General features: G+C 71.4%; 18 protein-coding genes. 4 read left to right on the top strand and 14 right to left on the bottom strand.

Going from position 1 to position 17,743, the window contains the following annotated elements:
• Positions 1-38: 38 nt before the first annotated feature.
• From Vau01_RS37250 to pdxH, 8 genes are all read right to left on the bottom strand, one after another.
• Positions 39-818, bottom strand: a complete 780-nt coding sequence (locus tag Vau01_RS37250; RefSeq protein ID WP_204003455.1) for a DUF4230 domain-containing protein — start codon at positions 816-818, stop codon at positions 39-41.
• A gap of 62 nt (positions 819-880) precedes the next feature.
• Positions 881-2,203, bottom strand: coding sequence for a UDP-glucose dehydrogenase family protein (locus tag Vau01_RS37245; protein ID WP_204003452.1), 1,323 nt, complete (start codon positions 2,201-2,203; stop codon positions 881-883).
• A 118-nt stretch (positions 2,204-2,321) separates the two neighbouring features.
• A complete protein-coding gene (locus tag Vau01_RS37240; RefSeq protein ID WP_204003443.1) occupies positions 2,322-3,476 on the bottom strand; it encodes an acyl-CoA dehydrogenase family protein in 1,155 nt (384 codons plus the stop codon).
• Complete coding sequence (locus tag Vau01_RS37235) at positions 3,473-3,781, bottom strand: type II toxin-antitoxin system VapB family antitoxin (RefSeq protein ID WP_204003436.1); 309 nt, start codon at positions 3,779-3,781, stop codon at positions 3,473-3,475. The genes Vau01_RS37240 and Vau01_RS37235 overlap by 4 nt, the downstream gene beginning before the upstream one ends.
• Positions 3,782-3,878: 97 nt before the next feature.
• Positions 3,879-4,484 (bottom strand): nitroreductase family protein, encoded by a 606-nt coding sequence (locus Vau01_RS37230; RefSeq protein WP_204003433.1) that lies wholly within the window; start codon positions 4,482-4,484, stop codon positions 3,879-3,881.
• Entirely contained in the window at positions 4,484-5,413 is a 930-nt protein-coding gene (locus Vau01_RS37225; RefSeq protein ID WP_204003430.1) for an aldose 1-epimerase family protein, read from the bottom strand. Before Vau01_RS37225 ends, Vau01_RS37230 begins: the two co-directional genes overlap by 1 nt.
• Before the next feature lie 11 nt (positions 5,414-5,424).
• Positions 5,425-6,669: an MFS transporter gene (locus Vau01_RS37220; RefSeq protein WP_239152166.1), complete on the bottom strand. Its 1,245-nt coding sequence runs from the start codon at positions 6,667-6,669 to the stop codon at positions 5,425-5,427.
• Positions 6,670-6,674: 5 nt separating this feature from the next.
• Positions 6,675-7,295 carry a pyridoxamine 5'-phosphate oxidase gene (gene pdxH, locus Vau01_RS37215; RefSeq protein ID WP_204003816.1) on the bottom strand — a complete coding sequence of 207 codons (621 nt, stop codon included), beginning with the start codon at positions 7,293-7,295 and terminating at the stop codon, positions 6,675-6,677.
• A 142-nt stretch (positions 7,296-7,437) separates the two neighbouring features.
• Between pdxH and Vau01_RS37210 the strand changes: the two genes are divergently transcribed.
• The 3 genes from Vau01_RS37210 to sepH all read left to right on the top strand — a co-directional run bounded on the left by Vau01_RS37210 (position 7,438) and on the right by sepH (position 11,245).
• Positions 7,438-8,544, top strand: a complete 1,107-nt coding sequence (locus Vau01_RS37210; RefSeq protein WP_204003424.1) for a citrate synthase 2 — start codon at positions 7,438-7,440, stop codon at positions 8,542-8,544.
• A 91-nt stretch (positions 8,545-8,635) separates the two neighbouring features.
• On the top strand, positions 8,636-9,757 hold the full coding sequence (gene serC, locus Vau01_RS37205; RefSeq protein WP_239152165.1) for a phosphoserine transaminase: 1,122 nt from the start codon (positions 8,636-8,638) through the stop codon (positions 9,755-9,757).
• Between the two features lie 102 nt (positions 9,758-9,859).
• Complete coding sequence (gene sepH / locus Vau01_RS63830; protein WP_239152164.1) at positions 9,860-11,245, top strand: septation protein SepH; 1,386 nt, start codon at positions 9,860-9,862, stop codon at positions 11,243-11,245.
• 1 nt (position 11,246) lies between these two features.
• Here the strand turns inward: sepH and Vau01_RS37195 are convergent, their stop codons facing one another.
• Positions 11,247-12,233 carry an aldo/keto reductase gene (locus Vau01_RS37195; RefSeq protein ID WP_204003421.1) on the bottom strand — a complete coding sequence of 329 codons (987 nt, stop codon included), beginning with the start codon at positions 12,231-12,233 and terminating at the stop codon, positions 11,247-11,249.
• A gap of 55 nt (positions 12,234-12,288) precedes the next feature.
• Here Vau01_RS37195 and Vau01_RS37190 point away from each other — a divergent pair, with 55 nt between their 5' ends.
• Entirely contained in the window at positions 12,289-13,947 is a 1,659-nt protein-coding gene (locus tag Vau01_RS37190; protein WP_204003419.1) for an ABC-F family ATP-binding cassette domain-containing protein, read from the top strand.
• Here Vau01_RS37190 and Vau01_RS37185 read toward each other — a convergent pair.
• From Vau01_RS37185 to Vau01_RS37165, 5 genes are all read right to left on the bottom strand, one after another.
• Positions 13,914-14,513, bottom strand: a complete 600-nt coding sequence (locus Vau01_RS37185; protein WP_204003416.1) for a 2'-5' RNA ligase family protein — start codon at positions 14,511-14,513, stop codon at positions 13,914-13,916. The two genes, Vau01_RS37190 and Vau01_RS37185, sit on opposite strands and share 34 nt — an antisense overlap.
• 11 nt (positions 14,514-14,524) lie before the next feature.
• Positions 14,525-15,010, bottom strand: a complete 486-nt coding sequence (locus Vau01_RS37180; protein ID WP_204003413.1) for a hypothetical protein — start codon at positions 15,008-15,010, stop codon at positions 14,525-14,527.
• A gap of 79 nt (positions 15,011-15,089) precedes the next feature.
• On the bottom strand, positions 15,090-15,848 hold the full coding sequence (locus Vau01_RS37175; RefSeq protein WP_204003410.1) for a maleylpyruvate isomerase family mycothiol-dependent enzyme: 759 nt from the start codon (positions 15,846-15,848) through the stop codon (positions 15,090-15,092).
• Between the two features lie 49 nt (positions 15,849-15,897).
• On the bottom strand, positions 15,898-17,175 hold the full coding sequence (locus Vau01_RS37170; RefSeq protein WP_204003407.1) for an MFS transporter: 1,278 nt from the start codon (positions 17,173-17,175) through the stop codon (positions 15,898-15,900).
• Positions 17,176-17,226: 51 nt separating this feature from the next.
• On the bottom strand, positions 17,227-17,697 hold the full coding sequence (locus Vau01_RS37165; protein ID WP_204003404.1) for a MarR family winged helix-turn-helix transcriptional regulator: 471 nt from the start codon (positions 17,695-17,697) through the stop codon (positions 17,227-17,229).
• Between the last annotated feature and the right edge of the window lie 46 nt (positions 17,698-17,743).

The raw sequence follows: 17,743 nt of genomic DNA, 5'->3' as shown, positions 1-17,743 counted from the left end.
GGCCAAGGGGTGAGCCGGGGCGCGGAAGCTGGAAAAGGCTACGGTGCCTTGTAGGTGATGGTGATCACCTGGTAACCGAGCGACCGGAGCAGGCCTTCCAACATCTTCTTCGTGTTCTCTTTGGCACGCTCGCCCATGGTGCTGGCGTTCGCCGCCTCTGCGATCCGCTCCTCGGCCAACTGGTACACCTCGGCCATGCGGTTCGGGTCGTTCGAGAAGGCGTCCTTGATCCGGTTGAGCAGGCCCCGCGACTGCGAGAAGACCCGCGAGTTCTCCGGATCGATGTTCGGCTTGCCCATCTGCGGCTCGGGCAGCGTGATCTCGACCGTCCGGCGGTCTTCCGACGCCTTGATCGCGCCCTCGCCGATGTTGCCGAAGTCGACGTACGCCTCGACGGTGCCCGCCGCGACGAACAGCACCCGGTCGTTGACCAGGAAGTCCGGAATGTACTTCCGGTTCTCCTGCACGTCGATGATGACCTGGAAGTTGCCCTCGGCCGCCACGTAGCGGCTGAGATCCTGGATAGAGTTGAGCAGCGGCGGCTGGCTACGGTCCTGCTTCTCGGTGGCGAACGGGTTCTTGAACTCCGGCAGCCACCCGACCGACTGGGCGCCGACGATCATGGCCATGACCAGGCCGATCGAGGCGATCACCCAGAACAGGCCACGCAGGAACCGGTTGGAGCTGACGCTCGTCGCAGGAGCGGGTGCGGGATCGGGAATCTCCTCGGTCTGCCGCTCTCCTTCCCGTTCCCTGACCTCGGGATACTCGGCGGTCGGCGGGTCTCGCCGGACCTCGGCTTCGGTACGCTCGGCCATCGTGTCACCACCCTTGTGTGACTCAATAGTGCCCACGTGTCGCCACAGGCCAAACCCGACCGTTACGGGCGGCCCAGTGCCCGGTACTCCCAGCCCGCCGCCCGCCAGCTCACCGGGTCGAGGGCGTGGCGGCCGTCGACGATGCGCTTCTGCCGGACGATCGCGCCCATGGTGGCCGGGTCGATCTCGCGGAACTCGGCCCACTCGGTGAGCAGGACGACCACGTCGGCGTCGCGGGCGACGTCGAACGCGCTGTCGCCGTAGGAGAGCTGCGGGTACGTCCGGCGGGCGTTGTCCATCGCGGCCGGGTCGAAGACGTGCACCACGGCGCCCGCCTTCTGGAGGGTGGTGGCCACGTCGAGCGCGGGCGCGTCGCGGATGTCGTCGGAGTTCGGCTTGAACGACGCACCCAGCGCCGCCACCCGGACGCCGTTCAGGTCGCCGCCGGCGAGCTCGCGCACCAGGTCGACGGTGCGGGCCCGGCGGCGCCGGTTGATCAGGTCGACCTCGCGCAGGAACGCCACCGCCTGGCCGACGCCCAGCTCGTGGGCCCGGTGCGTGAACGCCCGGATGTCCTTGGGCAGGCAGCCGCCGCCGAAGCCGAGGCCCGGCTTGAGGAACTTGCCGCCGATGCGGTCGTCGTACGCCAGCGCCTCGGCCAGGTCGTGGACGTCGGCACCGGTGGCCTCGCACACCTCGGCCATCGCGTTGATGTAGGAGATCTTGGTGGCCAGGAACGAGTTGGCCGCCACCTTGACCAGCTCGGCCGTCTGCAGGTCGGTGACCTTGACCGGCGAGCCGCTGCCGATCACCGGCGCGAACGCGGCCCGCAACTGCTGCTCGGCCCACTCCGACTGGACGCCGAACACCAGGCGGTCGGGGTGCATCGTGTCGTCGACGGCGAAGCCCTCCCGGAGGAACTCGGGGTTCCAGGCCAGCTCCACCTCGTCGCCGGCCGGGGCCAGCTCCTTGACCAGGGCGCTGAGCCGCGCCGCGGTACCCACCGGCACCGTCGACTTGCCCACCACCAGCGTCTTGCGCCTCAGGTGCCGCGCCAGCGTCGAGAACGCGGCGTCGACGTAGGTCATGTCGGCGGCGTCGGAGCCCTCCTTCTGCGGGGTGCCCACGCAGATGAAGTGCACGTCGCCGAACTCCGCCGCCTCCTCGTACGAGGTGGTGAACCGCAGCCGGCCCGACTCCAGCGCCTTGACCAGCAGCTCCGGCAGCCCTGGCTCGAAGAAGGGGACCTCGCCCGAAGCGAGACGGGCCACCTTCCGCTCATCGATCTCGACGCCGAGCACCTCGAAGCCCAGCGCGGCCATGCACACCGCGTGGGTAGCTCCGAGATATCCGGTGCCGATGACGGTGAGGCGAGGGTTCTGCATCGATACCTCCAGTACTGCCGGGTCGCCGCAACGGACTCTACTCAATCCCGCCGGGACCCCTGTCACCTTCTCGTCGTAAGAGGCCCCAATGTCCGGACAGGACCGGGACGCCGAACTGTCAGGCGAACGCGTTCTGGCCGGTCAGCTTCTGGCCGATCACCAGTTGGTGGATCTCGCTGGTGCCTTCGTATGTGAGAACGCTCTCCAGATTGTTGGCGTGCCTCAGCACCGGATACTCACCGCTGATGCCGTTGGCGCCCAGGATCGTTCGGCACTGGCGGGCGATCGTCAGCGCCTCGCGCACGTTGTTGAGCTTGCCGACGCTCACCTGGTGGGGCTCCAGCTTTCCGGCGTCGGCGCGCCGGCCGAGGTGCAGGGCCAGCAGGTAGCCCTTCTCCCACTCGACCGCCATGTCGGCGAGCTTGGCCTGGGTGAGCTGGAAGCCGGCGATCGGGCGGCCGAACTGCTCGCGGGTCCTGGCGTAGTCGAGGGTGACGTCGAGGCACTCGCGGGCGGCACCCAGCGCCCCCCACACGATCCCGTACCGGGCCTCGGTGAGGCAGCTCAGGGGCGCCTTCAGGCCCCGCGCACCGGGCAACTGAGCGTCGGCGGGCAGGCGCACGGCGTCCAATACGATTTCGCCCGTGCTGGACGCGCGCAGCGACATCTTCCGCGTGATCTCGCGCGCGGAGACGCCCTTCGTGTTCATCGGCACGACGAAGCCGACGACACCCTCCTCGGCGCGGGCCCAGACCACCGCCACGTCGGCGACCGGGGCGTTGGTGATCCACATCTTGCCGCCGGTGAGGATCCAGTCGTCGCCGTCGCGGCGGGCGCGGGTGGCCATCGAACCGGGATCGGAGCCGTGGTCGGGCTCGGTGAGGCCGAAGCACCCGATGGCGTCGCCCGCGGCCATCGCCGGAAGCCACTGCTGCTTCTGCTCTTCGCTGCCGTGCCGCCAGATCGCGTACATGGCCAGCGACCCCTGGACGCTCACCAGGCTGCGCACGCCGGAATCGGCCGCTTCGAGTTCTAGGCAGGCCAGCCCGTACGCGACGGCCGAGGCGCCGGCGCAGCCGTAGCCCTCCAGGTGCATGCCGAGCAGGCCGACCTGGGCGAACTCCTTGGCCAGCTCGCGGACCGGCACCCGGCCCTCCTCGTACCAGGCGGCGACGTTGGGGCGCACCTTGTCGTCGACCAGCCGGCGCACGACGGCGCGGATCTGCAGCTCCTCCTCGGAGTGCTGCTCGTCGAGGCCCAGCAGGTCGGTCATGAGGCGGACTCCCGGGGAAGAACCAGCACGCGGGCGTGGATCGCCGTACGTTGCTGGAGTGCCCAGCGCAGCGCCCGGTGCAAACCGTCTTCCAGGTACATCGCGCCCTGCCACTCGACCACGTGCGGGAAGAGATCGCCGTAGAACGTGGAATCCTCGGCGAGCAGCCGGTCGAGCGCCAGCTCGCGCTTGGTGGTGATGAGCTGGTCGAGGCGAACCTGGCGGGGCGGGATCTGGGCCCAATCCTTGATCGTCGTTCCGTGATCCGGGTAGGGCCGGCCGTCCCGGACAGCTTTGAAGATCAAGTTGCGGCACCTCCCTTTCGTGGACCAGCAGGCACTGTTGCACAACACCAGTGATCAGGGTACCGACCGAGGCAGACATTTCACCGATTCGCAACGGTCAGTACGACGTACCCCACCGTCCGCGATGGACGACCTCCGTCACGGGCTTGCGACCGCGGGCCAGCGAGGGCGAGCGGCGGTCGGGCGCCGGGAATCCGACGGTGATCGCGCCGATCGGCGTGAACTCCGCCGGGACGCCGAACGCGCTCCGGTACGCGTCGAACCGGTCGGGCGGGATGCCGAAGAAGCACGCGCCGAGGTCGGCATCGACCACCCCCAGCAAAATCAGGAGACTGGCGAAGCCCGCGTCGATGTCCCAGTACGGCACCGGCCAGCGGGCCTCGTCGCGGTCGGTCCAGCCCTTGTCGCGCTCGGCGTAACGGGAGAGGTACGTGTCGCGGTTGGAGTGCGGCACGACGATCAGCGGCGCCCGGCGCATGCCGTCCGACCACGAGGTGGTGACCTCGGGCGAGCAGGCCGTCCAGAATCGCTCGCGATCGTCCGGCGTTTCGAGCACCAGGAAGCCCCAGCCCTGCGAGAACCCGGCCGACGGGGCCCGGATCGCGTAGTCGACCAGCCGGTCGACCACCTCGGGCGGAACCGGCCGGTCGGGGTCGTAGTTGCGGACCATCCGCCGACGCTTGATCACGCGGTCGAGTTCCATCAGACCGGCATGATCCCCCACGTGCCCCGCCAGGTCTCCCCCGGCTGGAGCGTGATGACGTCCTTGCCGGATCGCAGCGCGTCGGGCGGGCAGGTCATCGGCTCGACCGCGATCGAGCGGCGGTGCCGCTCACCGTGCAGCGTGTCGCCGGTGAACACCTGCCACCAGCGGAACACGTCGTCGGCCCAGCACGCGACGCCCCTGCCGTCGGGGCCGCGCAGCGTGACCACGCTGCGGGCGTTGTCGCCGGCGTCGACCTCGCCGAACGCGGTGTCGAGGACGGCCGGGCCGATCCGCCGACCGGTGGTGAAGTCGTACTCGGTGCCGGCGACCTTCGCCGTGCCGATCGGCAGCAGCCGGCCGTCGACCAGCACGCGGCTCTGGCAGGGCACCTCGAGCACCACGTCGTCGACGGCCACGCCGGGCACCCGCAGGTACGGGTGGGTCGCCAGGCCGAACGGCACCGGTTTCACGCCGGTGTTCGTCGCCTCGTGGGTGGCCGTCAGCCCGTCGGGCCCGACCGCCCAGCGGGTGCGCAGCAACAGCGGCCACGGATAGCCGGGCTGCGGCACCACCTCGTGCTCCAGCGTCACCGCGTCGGGCTCGACCGCCGTGGCCGTCCAGCGGACCCAGTTCACCAGCCCGTGGATGGCGTTGTGCCGGGCCACCTCGGTGATCGGCAGTTGCTGGCCGACCTCGCCGAACTCGTACCGGCCGTCGCGGACCCGGTTGGGCCAGGGCGTCAGTACCTTTCCGGCGGAGCCGGGGCACAGCTCGCCGGGCTCATATCCGTCCACCAGATCTTCCGAGCCGTGCCGGTAGGCCCGCAGCCCACCGCCCACCTCGACCACGACGGCCTCATGGTCGTCGGACGAGATCACCCACTCGGTACCGGACAGTGACGGGACGGTTTCGGTCGCGGCGTCCATGAAACGGCACCCTACCTTTCGGCTTCGCGCACGGTGTAGCGGAGCAGTGCCGGGTACGCCACAGCGAGCAGCACCGCGACGACCGCCGCCGCGACGCCGCCGCTGACCCAGGCCACCGTCGCGCCGGTGGTGGCGGCCATCGCGCCGACCCGCAGGTCGCCCAGGCGCGGCCCGCCGGCCACGACCGCGATGAACGCGCCCTGCATCCGGCCGCGCATCTCGTCGGGCGCGAACGTCAGCAGGATCGTCTGCCGGAACGCGGCGCTGACGAGGTCGGCCGCGCCCGCCAGCGCCAGCCCGAGCACCGCCAGCCACAGCGCCGGCGCCAGGCCGGCCACCGCCACCGCGAGCCCCCAGCCGACCACCGCGGCCACGATGACCAGGCCCTGCCGGCGCACCCGGGTCACCCAGCCCGAACCCAGCCCGGCCACCACGGCACCGATCGCGATCGCGCTGTAGAGCCAGCCGACGGCCTTGTCGCCGCCGAACCGCTCGGCCGCCACCTCGGGGAAGACCGCCCGCGGCATCGCGAGCACCATCGCGGCGATGTCGATCGCGAACGTGAGCAGCAGCACCGGCTGGTGACGCAGGTAACGCAGGCTGTCGACGAGGTCACCGAGGCGGCTCGTGGGTGCGTCCGGCGCGCGCACGGCCGGCGGCATCTCCGGCAGCCGCAGCGCCGCCCACATCGCGACCGTGAACAGCGCCGCGTCGACGCCGTACGCCAGCGCGAAGTCGCCGTGCGCGAGCACCAGCCCCGCGCCCAGCGGCCCGAGCACCTGTCCGATGTTCGAGACGGTGAAGCCGAGCGTGCTCGCCGCGGCCACCTCCTCGGCCGGCACCAGGCGCGGCAGGATCGCCGACCGGGTGGGCGAGCTGATCGCGAACGCCGCCGACTGCACCGCCACCAGGCCGAGCAGCACCTGCGGGCTGTCGACGCCGCTCAGCGCGTGGACGAGGAGGCCGAGCGTCGCCGTCCACATGAGGGTGGAACTGGCCAGGAGCACCGAGCGGCGGTCGCGCACGTCGGCGACCGCGCCGCCCCAGAGCGCGAAGATGAGCAACGGGACGAGCCCGGCGATGCCGATCAGCCCGACCCAGAGCGACGAGTCGGTGATGGCGTACATCTGCACCGGCACGGCGACCGCCGTGAACTGGAACCCGATGAACGAGACCGCGTTACCGATGAACAACCGGCGGAACGCCGGATAACGCAGCGCCCGGACGTCGATCGCGTGCTTTTTGACGAAGCCCAAGAGGCTCAAGGTGCGAGTCGCTCCACTTTCCACTCATCCGCTGCGCGGCTGTACCTGATCCGGTCGTGCATCCGGTCCTGCCGGCCCTGCCAGAACTCCACCGTGTCGGGCCGCACCCGGTAGCCGCCCCAGTGCGGGGGCGGCGGCACGTCCGGCGTCTCCGCGAACCTCTCCTCGACGGCGCGGGCCGCCTCGTCGAGCTCGGCCCGCGACCCGACCACGGCCGACTGCGGACTGGCCCAGGCACCCAGCTGCGAGCCGCGGGGCCGCAGCGCGAAGTACGCCTCGGTCTCGGCCCGGCTCACCGGTGAACAGGTGCCCTCGACGCGCACCTGGCGCGACACCGGCAGCCACAGGAACACCAGGCTCGCGTGCGGGTTGGCGGCCAGCTCGACGCCCTTGCGGGAGTTGTAATTGGTGTAGAACACGAACCCCCGCTCGTCGTAGCCCTTCAGCAGCACCGTACGCGCGCTCGGGCGGCCCTGCCCATCGGCTGTGGCGAGCACCATGGCGTTCGGTTCGGGCAGGTCAGCGGCCACGGCCGCGGCGAGCCAGGCGGAGAACAGCTCCGGCCATCCGACCGTCACATCGTCTTCTGTCAATGCTCCGGAGTACTCGCGCCGCATCCGGGCCAGCGGGTCTTCAGATGTGCCATGTGTCACGCTGACATCCTTCCGTTACGTCAACGAAATGCGTGAAGATGTGCGGAACCACATAGCTTTCGCAATAGAGTTGTCACCGCCGCGCCGTTTGACCTGGGAGTACACGATGTCCGATTTCAAACCGGGCCTCGAAGGTGTGGTCGCCTTCGAAACCGAGATCGCCGAGCCCGACAAGCAGGGCGGCGCGCTGCGGTACCGCGGGGTCGACATCGAAGATCTGATCGGTCAGGTGTCGTTCGGCAACGTGTGGGCGCTGCTCGTCGACGGGCGGTTCGGGCCCGGGTTGCCGCCGGCCGAGCCGTTCCCGGTGCCGGTGCACTCCGGCGACATCCGGGTCGACGTGCAGTCGGCGGTCGCGATGCTGGCGCCCTACTGGGGGCTCGGCCAACTGCTCGACATCGACTCTCCCCAGGTACGCGAGGACCTCGCGCGGGTATCGGTCACGGCGCTGTCGTTCGTGGCGCAGTCGGCGCGCGGTCTCGGCCTGCCGGCGGTGCCGCAGAAGGAGATCGACAAGGCGACCACGATCGTCGAGCGGTTCATGAAGCGGTGGCGGGGCGAACCCGATCCGCGGCACGTCAAGGCCGTCGACGCGTACTTCATCTCCGCGGCCGAGCACGGGATGAACGCGTCGACGTTCACCACCCGGGTGGTCGCCTCCACCGGCGCCGACGCCGCGGCCTGCATCTCCAGCGCGATCGGGGCGCTGAGCGGCCCGCTGCACGGCGGTGCGCCGTCGCGGGTGCTGCACATGCTCGGCGAGGTCGAACGGATCGGCGACGCGACCGCCTACGTGAAGGGCGCGCTCGACCGCGGCGAGCGGCTGATGGGCTTCGGCCACCGGGTGTACCGGGCCGAAGACCCGCGCGCCCGCGTGCTGCGGCGCACCGCGAAGGAACTCGGCTCGCCCCGCTTCGAGGTGGCCGAGGCGCTGGAGAAGGCGGCGCTGGAGGAACTGCAGGCCCGCAAGCCCGATCGGGTGCTCGCCACGAACGTCGAGTTCTGGTCGGCCGTGGTGCTCGACTTCGCCGAGGTACCGGCGCACATGTTCACCTCGATGTTCACCTGCGCCCGGGTGGCCGGGTGGAGCGCGCACATCCTCGAACAGCACGGCCTCGGCCGGCTGGTGCGGCCGTCGGCCACGTACGTGGGCCCGGCCCCGCGCAAGCCGCAGGAGGTCGAGGGGTGGGCCGAGATTCCCCACGGCGTGTGACGTCTACTGCTTTCGGGGGTTCTGAATTTCGGGCCTTCCTGCCGAAGATGGCAGGATTCTCGGGGTAACCGTCGCCCGAGAGGATTTCCCCGTGGCCGAGAGCATCCAGATTCCCGACGCACTCAAGCCGGCCGATGGTCGGTTCGGTTGCGGACCCAGCAAGGTCCGTTCCGAGGCGGTCGAGGCGCTGGCCTCCGTGTCCACCACGTTCCTCGGTACCTCACACCGGCAGAAGACGGTGAAGAACGAGGTCGCGCGGCTGCGGCAGGGCATCGCCCGGTTGTTCGGCGCGCCCGAGGGTTACGAGGTCATCCTCAGCAACGGCGGCACCACCGCGTTCTGGGACGCCGCCACGTTCGGGCTCATCCGCCACCGGGCGCAGTTCGCCAACTTCGGCGAGTTCGGCGCGAAGTTCGCCAAGGCGGCCGACACCGCACCGCACCTCGGCCCCGCGTCGGTGCGCAAGGCCGACCCGGGTTCGGCGCCGGACCTGGTCGCCGAGGACGGCATCGACGCCTACTGCACCCCGCACAACGAGACGTCCACCGGCGTCGCGGTTCCGGTCCGGCGCGTGGTCGGCGCCGACCCGGGCGCGCTCATGCTGCACGACGCCACGTCCGGCGCCGGCGGCCTGGACGTCGACCTCACCGAGACCGACGTCTACTACTTCGCGCCGCAGAAGGCCTTCGGCAGCGACGGCGGCCTGTGGATCGCGCTGATGTCGCCCGCCGCGATCGCCCGGATCGAGGAGATCAAGGCGACGAACCGGTGGACGCCGGCGTTCCTCGACCTGGCGACGGCCGTCGAGCAGAGCCGCCTCGAACAGACCTACAACACGCCCGCGCTGGCCACGATCTTCCTGGCGGCGGAGACGACCGACTGGCTGAACGCCAACGGCGGGCTCGCCTTCGGCGTCCGGCGCAGCGCGGAGAGCGCGTCGGTCCTGTACGGCTGGGCCGAGAAGTCCTCGGTGGCGACGCCGTTCGTCACCGATCCGGCGCTGCGATCGAATGTCGTCGGCACGATCGACTTCGTCGACGGCGTCGACGCATCGGCGATCGCCAAGGCCCTGCGGGCCAACGGCATCGTCGACACCGAGCCCTACCGCAAGCTCGGCCGCAACCAGTTGCGCATCGCGATGTACCCGGCCGTCGATCCGGCCGACGTCGAAGCACTGACCACGTGCATCGATTACGTGGTGGAGCGCCTCTAGGCCGCGTGTCGCACCGCCCGTACGCTGTTCGGCCCGTACTGTGGGGTCCTGAGACAGCAGCCGTGCGGGCGGTGCAGCTGCGATTGCGGACGGAGGAACGCGATGCGGCCGGTCCGGTTCGTCGCCCTCTCCGAGGACGGACAGGCGTTCGTGCTCGCGGACGAGGTGGGCCGACTCCTCGCGCTGCCCATCGACGACCGCGTGTCCACCGCACTGCGCCTCGAACGCACCCCCGGCTCGGGCCCGGCACCCGCACCGACCTCCGAGACCGGCGCGTCCTCGCTCTCCCCGCGCGACATCCAGGCCCGCATCCGCGCCGGTGAATCCGCCGACGAGGTGGCCCGGGTCGCCGGTGTGCCGGTCGACCGGGTGCTCCGCTACGCCGGCCCGGTGCTGCAGGAGCGGGCCATGCTCGCCCAGCACGCCCGCCGGTCGAAGCTCCGCTCGTCGCCCAAGGGCGCCTCGCTGGCCGAGGTCGTCGACTCCCGGCTCGGGCAGCACGGCATCGACGCGGAGAAGATCTCCTGGGACGCCTACCGCCGCGACGACGGCACCTGGCGGGTCATCGCCCGCTGGCCCAGCGGCAAGGCCACCGCGCAGGCGGTGTGGGAGCTCGACAAGGCCCGTCAGCACGTCACGCCGCACGACGACATGGCCCAGTACCTGTGCGCCGAGCGGCCGGCTCCCGGTTCCGTCGAGGCGGCGCCGGCGGTGCCCGGCCGGGGCGACCCGCGGTACGAAGCCATGCGGAGCGGCCACGACGTGATGCGTCCGGCTGCCGACACGGCGCGCCGCGACCGGCCCGGACGGGGCCTGGGTCCGGCCGAGCCGGCCGCCCTCACCCGTCCCGACCAGCACCGTTCCGACCAGCACCGGCCGGACCCGCTCCGGCCCGACCGGCTGCGTCCGGACACCCGCCGGCCCGACCCGTTGCGGCCCGACTCCGGCCGTCCGGACTCCGGCCGCCCCGACCGGCTGCGCCCGGACCCGTTGCGGCCCGACTCCGGCCGCTCGGATTCCCGCCCCGACCGGCTGCGCCCCGAGGGCAGGCCGGAATCCGGGGCCGAGCCGTCGACGTCCGACGGCACGGCCGCGCAGAACCAGCCGGCCGCGCTCGACAAGGGCCGGGCCACCCGTCCCGACCCGATCCGCTCCGGGCGTGACGCGCTGCTCGCGTCGCTGGAGCGGCCGCTCGGCGCGCCCCGGGAGGTCGCAGCGGCCGAACAGGTCGCGAACCAGGAGCCGCCGCGCCGGGCCCGGGGGGCGGCCGCCCTCATCGGGGCGCCGGTGCCCACCTCGTCACCGTTCGAAGACGACCCCGACGGCCCGGTCGACTCGCCGTCGGTGCCGTCGTTGGCGGTGCTGCGGCCCCGGCTGAAGTCGCAGCCCGAGGGCCCCGCGCGCGGGGGCGACGACAAGCCGCGCAAGCGCCTCCCCAGCTGGGACGACGTGCTGTTCGGCGGCGCACCCGCGCGCGAATCGTCCTAGCTCACCAGGCCCACGCCTCCGGGCCGGGGCCACCCTTGCCGATCGGCGGGAACAGCTCGTCGAGCTTGGTGAGCGTCTCCTGGTCGAGCGTCACGTCGAAGGCCCGCAACGACGCCTCCACCTGCTCGATCGTCCGCGGGCCGACGATCGGAGCCGTCACCGCGGGACGGCTGAGCACCCACGCCAGCGCGACGTCGGCCGGGTCGTGGCCGAGGTCGGCGCACAGCTTCTCGTACGCCTCGATGGCCGGCCGGTGCTGGGCGAGCGCGTCGTTCGAGCGGCCCTCGGCCGAGCGGCCCGCCTTACCTTCGGCGATCTTGCGCAGCGCGCCGCCGAGCAGGCCGCCGTGCAGCGGCGACCACGGGATGACGCCGATGCCGTACCGCTCGGCCGCCGGCAGCACCTCCAGTTCGACGTGCCGGGTGAGCAGGTTGAAGATCGGCTGCTCCGACACCAGGCCGAGGAAGTTGCGGCGGGCCGCCGCCTCCTGCGCCTGCACCAGGTGCCAACCGGCGAAGTTCGACGAGCCGACGTAGACCACCTTGCCCTGCGCGACCAGCGTCTCCATCGCCTGCCAGATCTCCTCCCACGGCGTGGTGCGGGAGATGTGGTGCATCTGGTACAGGTCGATCCGGTCGGTCTGCAGCCGGCGCAGCGACGCCTCGCACGCCTGGATGATGTGCCGCGCCGAGAGGCCCTGGTCGTTCGGGCCGTCGCCCATCTTCCCGTACACCTTGGTGGCGAGCACGACCTTGTCGCGGCGGCCGTCACCCTGGGCGAACCAGTTGCCGATGATCTTCTCGGTGATGCCCTCGCCGGTCTTCCAGCCGTAGACGTTGGCGGTGTCGTAGAAGTTGAAGCCCAGTTCGAGCGCTTTGTCCATGATCTGGAAGCTGTCGGGCTCGGTGGTCTTCGGCCCGAAGTTCATGGTGCCCAGGCACAGCCGCGAGACGCGCAGCCCGGTCCGACCGAGGTTCGTGTACTCCATTCCCCGACCCTAATTCGCTGGCCGCCCACCTGCCGGGCGCGCAAGACTGGCGGTCATGTCCGGCCAGATCATGCTCAGAAATGTCTCGGTCGGATTCGGCGCCCGCCGGGTGCTGTCCGGGGTGACGCTCACCGTCGCCACCGGCGACCGCATCGGCATCGTCGCACCCAACGGGGTGGGCAAGTCCACGCTGCTCAAGGTGCTCGCCGGCGACCTGGTGCCGGAGTCGGGCGAGGTAATCCGCGCGCCCGCCACCGCCACGGTGCTGCGGCTCGCCCAGGAACCGGTGATCGAGGGCGCCGAGTCGCTCCGCGATCACCTGGCCCGCCGCACGTATGTCGCACAGGCCCAGCAACGCATGGACGCCGCCGCCGAGGCGCTCGCCGCACAGCGTCCCGAAGGACATGACTACGGCGCCGCGCTCGACGACTGGCTCGCCCTCGGTGGGGCCGACTTCGACGAGCGGGCCGCAACCGTCATCGCCGACCTCGGGTTGCCCGACGACCTCCTGCACCGAGGCGCCGCGGCGCTCTCCGGCGGCCAGAAGGCCCGGCTCGCACTCGCCGCGGTGCTGCTCGCCCAGCCCGACCTGCTCCTGCTCGACGAACCGACCAACGACCTCGACGACGACGGCCTCGGGCGGCTGGAGGAACGGGTCCTCGCGATACCGGCGGGGCTCGTGGTCGTGTCGCACGACCGGGCGTTCCTGGCCACCGCCGTGCAGACGGTGGTGGAGATCGACGAGTTCACCGGGCAGGTCGCCGAGTACGGCGGCGGGTGGGACGCGTACGTCGCCGAGCGGGAGGCCGGCCGCAACCGGGCCGTCGAGGCGCGGGCCGGCTACGAGGCGGAGCGGGCGAACCTGGTCGACCGGGCCCGCCAGAAGCGGGAGTGGGCCCGGTCGGGCGCGCAGCGGGCCGCCCGGAACGCCACCGATCCGGACAAACACGTGCGGCACCACCACATCCAGGGCGCGCAGCGGTCGGGCGCCGGCGCGGCAAAGGCCGACCGGGCGATCGAACGGCTCGACGCCGACGCGCCCGACGACGTCCGCGAGCCGTGGAAGCTGCAGCTGAGCATCGGGGTGGCGGCGCGGCCGGGTGCGGTGGTCGTCGATCTCAAGGCCGCGGTGGTCACGCGCGGCAGCGTGACGCTCGGGCCGTTCGACCTGACCGTCGGCTGGGCCGAGCGGATCCGGCTGGCCGGCCCGAACGGCAGCGGCAAGACCACGCTGGTCGACGCGATCATGGGACGCGAACCGCTGCGGGCCGGCACCCGCTACGCCGGCCCGTCGGTGGTGTTCGGCGAACTCGACCAGAGCCGGCGCATCTTCGCCACCGAGGAACCGGTGGTCGACGTGGTGCGCGGCGCCGCACCCGACCTCGACGTCGCCGACGCGCGCACGCTGCTCGCGAAGTTCCGGCTGGCCGGCGACGCGGCGCTGCGTCCCGCCGCGCGGTTGTCACCCGGCGAGCGGACGCGTGCGGCGCTGGCGCTGCTGCAGGCGCGCGGCGTCAACGCGCTGATCCTGGACGAGCCGACCAACCACCTGGATCTCGAAGCGATCGAGCAGCTCGAATCGGCGCTGGCCGACTATCCGGGAACGTTGATCATCGTGACGCACGACCGCCGGCTCGCCGAGGCGGTCAAGGTCGACCGGGTGGTCGACATCCGCACGCTCTACCCGAGCGGGAAGGCCGACAGCCGGTCGTAGGTGATGTTCGGACCCTGGTTGCTGCGCACCAGGTCGATCGACTCGACCGACCACTCCGGGCCCTCGTAGCTACCGAGCGCGGCCAGATCGCAGGCGACCTGCTCGTCGGCAAGGCGGTCACCCGGACGGGCCACGGTCACGTGCGGCCGGTGCGCCTTGACGTCGAACGGCACCTTCGCCGTCCGCAGTTCCTGCCGCAGGTCGGTGACCAGGTCGCCGAGCGCGGTCGTGTCGCCGCGGACGCCGGCCCACACCACCGTGAACTTCCCGCGCCCGAACCGCCCGCCGCCACCGATCCGCAGCCGGGGCACCTTCCGCTTCTCGTCCTTCTTCACGGAGCCGGTCCGGCCGGCGCCGGCCCAGCGCCGGACGCCCGCGGCCACGGCGGCCTCCACCACGGGCAGCCGGTCGTCGTCGACCTCGCCGATGAAGGTCAACGTCAGGTGGACGCGCTCCGGCGTCACCAGGCGCAGCGAACCGCCCGGCGGCCGGGGCTCACCGCAGCACAACGTGGACACGTGTGACACGAAATCGGCGAGCACGCCCGGCGGTGGAAACGCCGCCACGAACAACCGCACTATTGGGCCGCCGCCTCGTAGCCGTGCAGCGTGATGCCGGCCGCTTCGAGCTCACCCTCCAGCCGCACCCGCTCGATCTCCCGGTCGAAGCCGGACAGCTCGGTGAGGTGTTCGTCTATGCCCAGCCGCTCGCAGGCCAGGCGCAACCGGTCGTCGTACGCGTCTTCGATCGCCGCCCGCCAGACCGGCGAGCGCTGCGCGATGCCGGCGCGTTGACGGCGCAGCCGCCGCAGGTCGGCGGCGACCTTCTCGATCGGCAGCGTGTCGGGGGTGAGTTGCGGGGTCGGGTCGGCGCCGAAGCACTTGTCGAGCCGGGCCAGCCGGCGCCGGTCGCGCCGGTTCATCGACCCGCCGGGTGCGACCAGCCGCCCACGCCGGCGCAGGAACCGCGGCCAGCCGACCGACAGCAGCAGCGTGATCAGGCAGGGCAGCGTGGCCAGCGCGGAAACGACCGCGAGGATGAGGAGTGCGCGGAGCACGGCCACCCTCTGAGGTTATGCCCGCCGGGCGGCGCGGCGCTACCAGAGACGGCCACCTCGTTGCAGCGTTGCGGTAACGACGTGATCACTGTGTGGCGGTGACCAGTAGCCGGCGGAGCCGACCGACCAGGTCCTTGTCGCCGTCGACGGTGACGCCGCCGCTGCCGCGGCCCCACAGCCAGCGCAACATCGCACCGGGCTCGCCGCGCACCGCCGCGTCGGCGGCCACCAGGCCGGACCCGATGCCGGCCTCGACGCTCACCCCGGACGGGGCGGCCCGCACCAGCCAGCCGGCGCCACCGGCGGAGATCAGCACGGACCGGTCGTCGGCCTCGGCGAGATCGGGCCCGAAGTCGTCGCACCAGGTCTTCGACGCGTACTCGAGGAACACGACGAGCACCTCGTCGATGCCGTCGACCGCGAGATCTGCGGGCACCGGCTGGACGGCGGTGCGCAGCGCCAACTCGGCGTCGATGCGGTGGATCACGGTTTCCTGCGCCATGCGACGGGCCCAGAACCGGGTGGTCTGGTCGGGCTCGTACCAGGTGTAGGCGGCCGACTCCGGGGTGCGCGCCCACAACTGGGCCCGCAGCTCGGGCCACGCCCCGTCGAGCAGCGCGAGCGGCTCGGCCGTGGCGGACCCCGGCGGCGGCCACGGGTCGGGCGACCTGCCCTGGGACAGGCACTCGACCTTGTGGAGGTAGACCACGGCCACGTGCCGCACCAGATCGGCCACCGACCAGCCCGGGCAACTCGGCACCGGTGCGCCGAGATCCTTGGCCGACACCTCACGGAAGCGGTCGACGTCGGCGCTGAGGCACTCCAGGAACCGGCTCCACTCCATGTGGCCTAACTAACCACACCAGTACGACATTTCTCCCGCCGGCTGTCATTCACCTGACCGTCGCGGGCATGCGCAGTTCGAGCGCCGGCGAGCCGTCGCTGCCCGGCTCGGTGACGTGCAGGTGCGGCCGCGGCCGCAGGTGCAGCAGCACCGTGGCGTGCGACCGGCGCAGCTGCACCAGCGCCACCACCAGCGTGCAGGCGAGCGACGCCAGCCCACCCAGCCAGATCGACGCCCGGGCGCCGTACTCCTCGGCGATCCAGCCGATGAGCGGCGCGCCGACCGGGGTCGTCCCGAAGAACACCAGCACGTGCAGCGCCATGACGCGGCCCCGGAACTGCGGGTCGACGCCGAGCTGGACCCGCTGGTTGGCTGCCTGGGCGAAGTAGATCATGAAGAACCCGGTGGGTACGGCGAGCACGATCGCCAGCCAGAACGTCGGCGCGAACCCGAGCACCGTCTCGAACGTCGCGAACAGGATCGCCGAGAGCAGCACCGCGTACACCGAGGGACGGTTGCGCCGCAGCGCCGCGACCAACGCGCCGCACAGGGCTCCGGCGGCCAGCGCCGACGTGATCAGACCGAACGCCTCGGCACCGGTGTGGAACACGGTCTTGGCCAGCACGGCCAGGGTCAGCTGGAAGTTGAACGCCATCAGGCCGAGCACCAGCACCAGCGTCATCACCAGCACCAGATCGGGCCGGCCCCAGACATACCGGAGACCGTCGATCACGCGGGCGTCGCGGGCGGCGACGTTGCCGGGCGGTTTGCGGAGCAGGTCGGCCGGCCGGATCCGCAGTTGCAGCAGCACCGCCAGGATGGCCATCACGCCGGTCACCAGGATCACCGGGCCGGTGCCGATCCAGGCGATCAGCACACCGGCGATCGCCGGGCCGACGAGGCGGGCGACGTTGAACGTGGCGGAGCCGAGCGACAGCGCGTTGGGCAGCAGTTCGGGCTCGACCAGTTCGGACCAGAACGCCTGCCGCGTCGGCGTCTCGATCGCCGAGGTCATGCCCACCGCGGCCGCGAACGCGTAGACGTGCCACAACACCACCAGGTGCGTCGCGATGAGAACACCCAGCCCGAGCGCGAGCACCGCGAACACGCAGTTGCACAGCACGAGGAGCTTCTGCTTGTCGAACCGGTCGGCCAGCTTGCCGCCGTAGAGCGTCAGCAGGAGGACGGGCGTGAACTGCAACGCCGTCACCAGGCCGAGTGCGGTTGCGGAGTTGTCGGTGAGATCGAGAACGAGCCAGTCCTGGGCGATGAAAAGCATCCAGACGCCGACCAGCTTCGTGATCTGACCGGCGGTGAACAACCGCATGTTCCTGACGCGCAGAGACCGGAATACAGCCCGCACTCGGGATGCGCCTCCTCAGTTCCGTTGTTGGCCCGGAGTCCCCCGAGCGATCTTGTCCAGCAGGTCTGCGGCGCGCCGCAGCGTCTCGCGGTCGTGCTCGGGCAGGTCTCCGAGGGCCTGCGCGAGCCAGGCGTCGCCGGCCCGGCGGTGCTCGACCACGGCGGCCCGGCCGGCCTCGGTGGCCGACAGCACCACCTGCCGGCCGTCGGTGGGATGCGGCGTGCGCTGCACCAGGCCGCGGTCCTCCAGCTTGGCGACGATCCTGGTCATCGTCGGCGGCTGGACCCGTTCCTGCTCGGCCAGCTCACGCGGGCTCAGCACACCGGCGAGCCCGAGCGTGGTGAGCGCGGAAATCTGCGACATCGTGAGGTCGCCGACCGGCCTGGCCTGCCGCAACCGGCGGTTGAGCCGCATGATCGCGTCACGGAGGGCGCCGGCGAGCGGTGCGGCCGTGGTCGCGCTCCGTTCACCGTGCTTGATCACCATATTTGTTAGCTTAACTAATAAGCATGGCTAACGACCTGTGAGTGTG

The organism is Virgisporangium aurantiacum (genome assembly GCF_016863635.1).
In the GTDB taxonomy this organism is placed as follows: domain Bacteria; phylum Actinomycetota; class Actinomycetes; order Mycobacteriales; family Micromonosporaceae; genus Virgisporangium; species Virgisporangium aurantiacum.
The sequence above is the reverse complement of the archived record's forward strand: the minus strand, read 5'-3'. Positions and strand labels throughout refer to the sequence as shown.

Excerpts from the sequence above, each read along its gene's own strand:
- Vau01_RS37250 (WP_204003455.1), bottom strand. The coding sequence starts at position 818 with ATGGCCGAGCGTACCGAAGCCGAGGTCCGGCGAGACCCGCCGACCGCC.
- Vau01_RS37245 (WP_204003452.1), bottom strand. The coding sequence starts at position 2,203 with ATGCAGAACCCTCGCCTCACCGTCATCGGCACCGGATATCTCGGAGCT.
- Vau01_RS37240 (WP_204003443.1), bottom strand. The coding sequence starts at position 3,476 with ATGACCGACCTGCTGGGCCTCGACGAGCAGCACTCCGAGGAGGAGCTG.
- Vau01_RS37230 (WP_204003433.1), bottom strand. The coding sequence starts at position 4,484 with ATGGAACTCGACCGCGTGATCAAGCGTCGGCGGATGGTCCGCAACTAC.
- Vau01_RS37225 (WP_204003430.1), bottom strand. The coding sequence starts at position 5,413 with ATGGACGCCGCGACCGAAACCGTCCCGTCACTGTCCGGTACCGAGTGG.
- pdxH (WP_204003816.1), bottom strand. The coding sequence starts at position 7,295 with ATGCGGCGCGAGTACTCCGGAGCATTGACAGAAGACGATGTGACGGTC.
- Vau01_RS37210 (WP_204003424.1), top strand. The coding sequence starts at position 7,438 with ATGTCCGATTTCAAACCGGGCCTCGAAGGTGTGGTCGCCTTCGAAACC.
- sepH (WP_239152164.1), top strand. The coding sequence starts at position 9,860 with ATGCGGCCGGTCCGGTTCGTCGCCCTCTCCGAGGACGGACAGGCGTTC.
- Vau01_RS37195 (WP_204003421.1), bottom strand. The coding sequence starts at position 12,233 with ATGGAGTACACGAACCTCGGTCGGACCGGGCTGCGCGTCTCGCGGCTG.
- Vau01_RS37190 (WP_204003419.1), top strand. The coding sequence starts at position 12,289 with ATGTCCGGCCAGATCATGCTCAGAAATGTCTCGGTCGGATTCGGCGCC.
- Vau01_RS37175 (WP_204003410.1), bottom strand. The coding sequence starts at position 15,848 with ATGGAGTGGAGCCGGTTCCTGGAGTGCCTCAGCGCCGACGTCGACCGC.
- Vau01_RS37170 (WP_204003407.1), bottom strand. The coding sequence starts at position 17,175 with ATGCGGTTGTTCACCGCCGGTCAGATCACGAAGCTGGTCGGCGTCTGG.
- Vau01_RS37165 (WP_204003404.1), bottom strand. The coding sequence starts at position 17,697 with ATGGTGATCAAGCACGGTGAACGGAGCGCGACCACGGCCGCACCGCTC.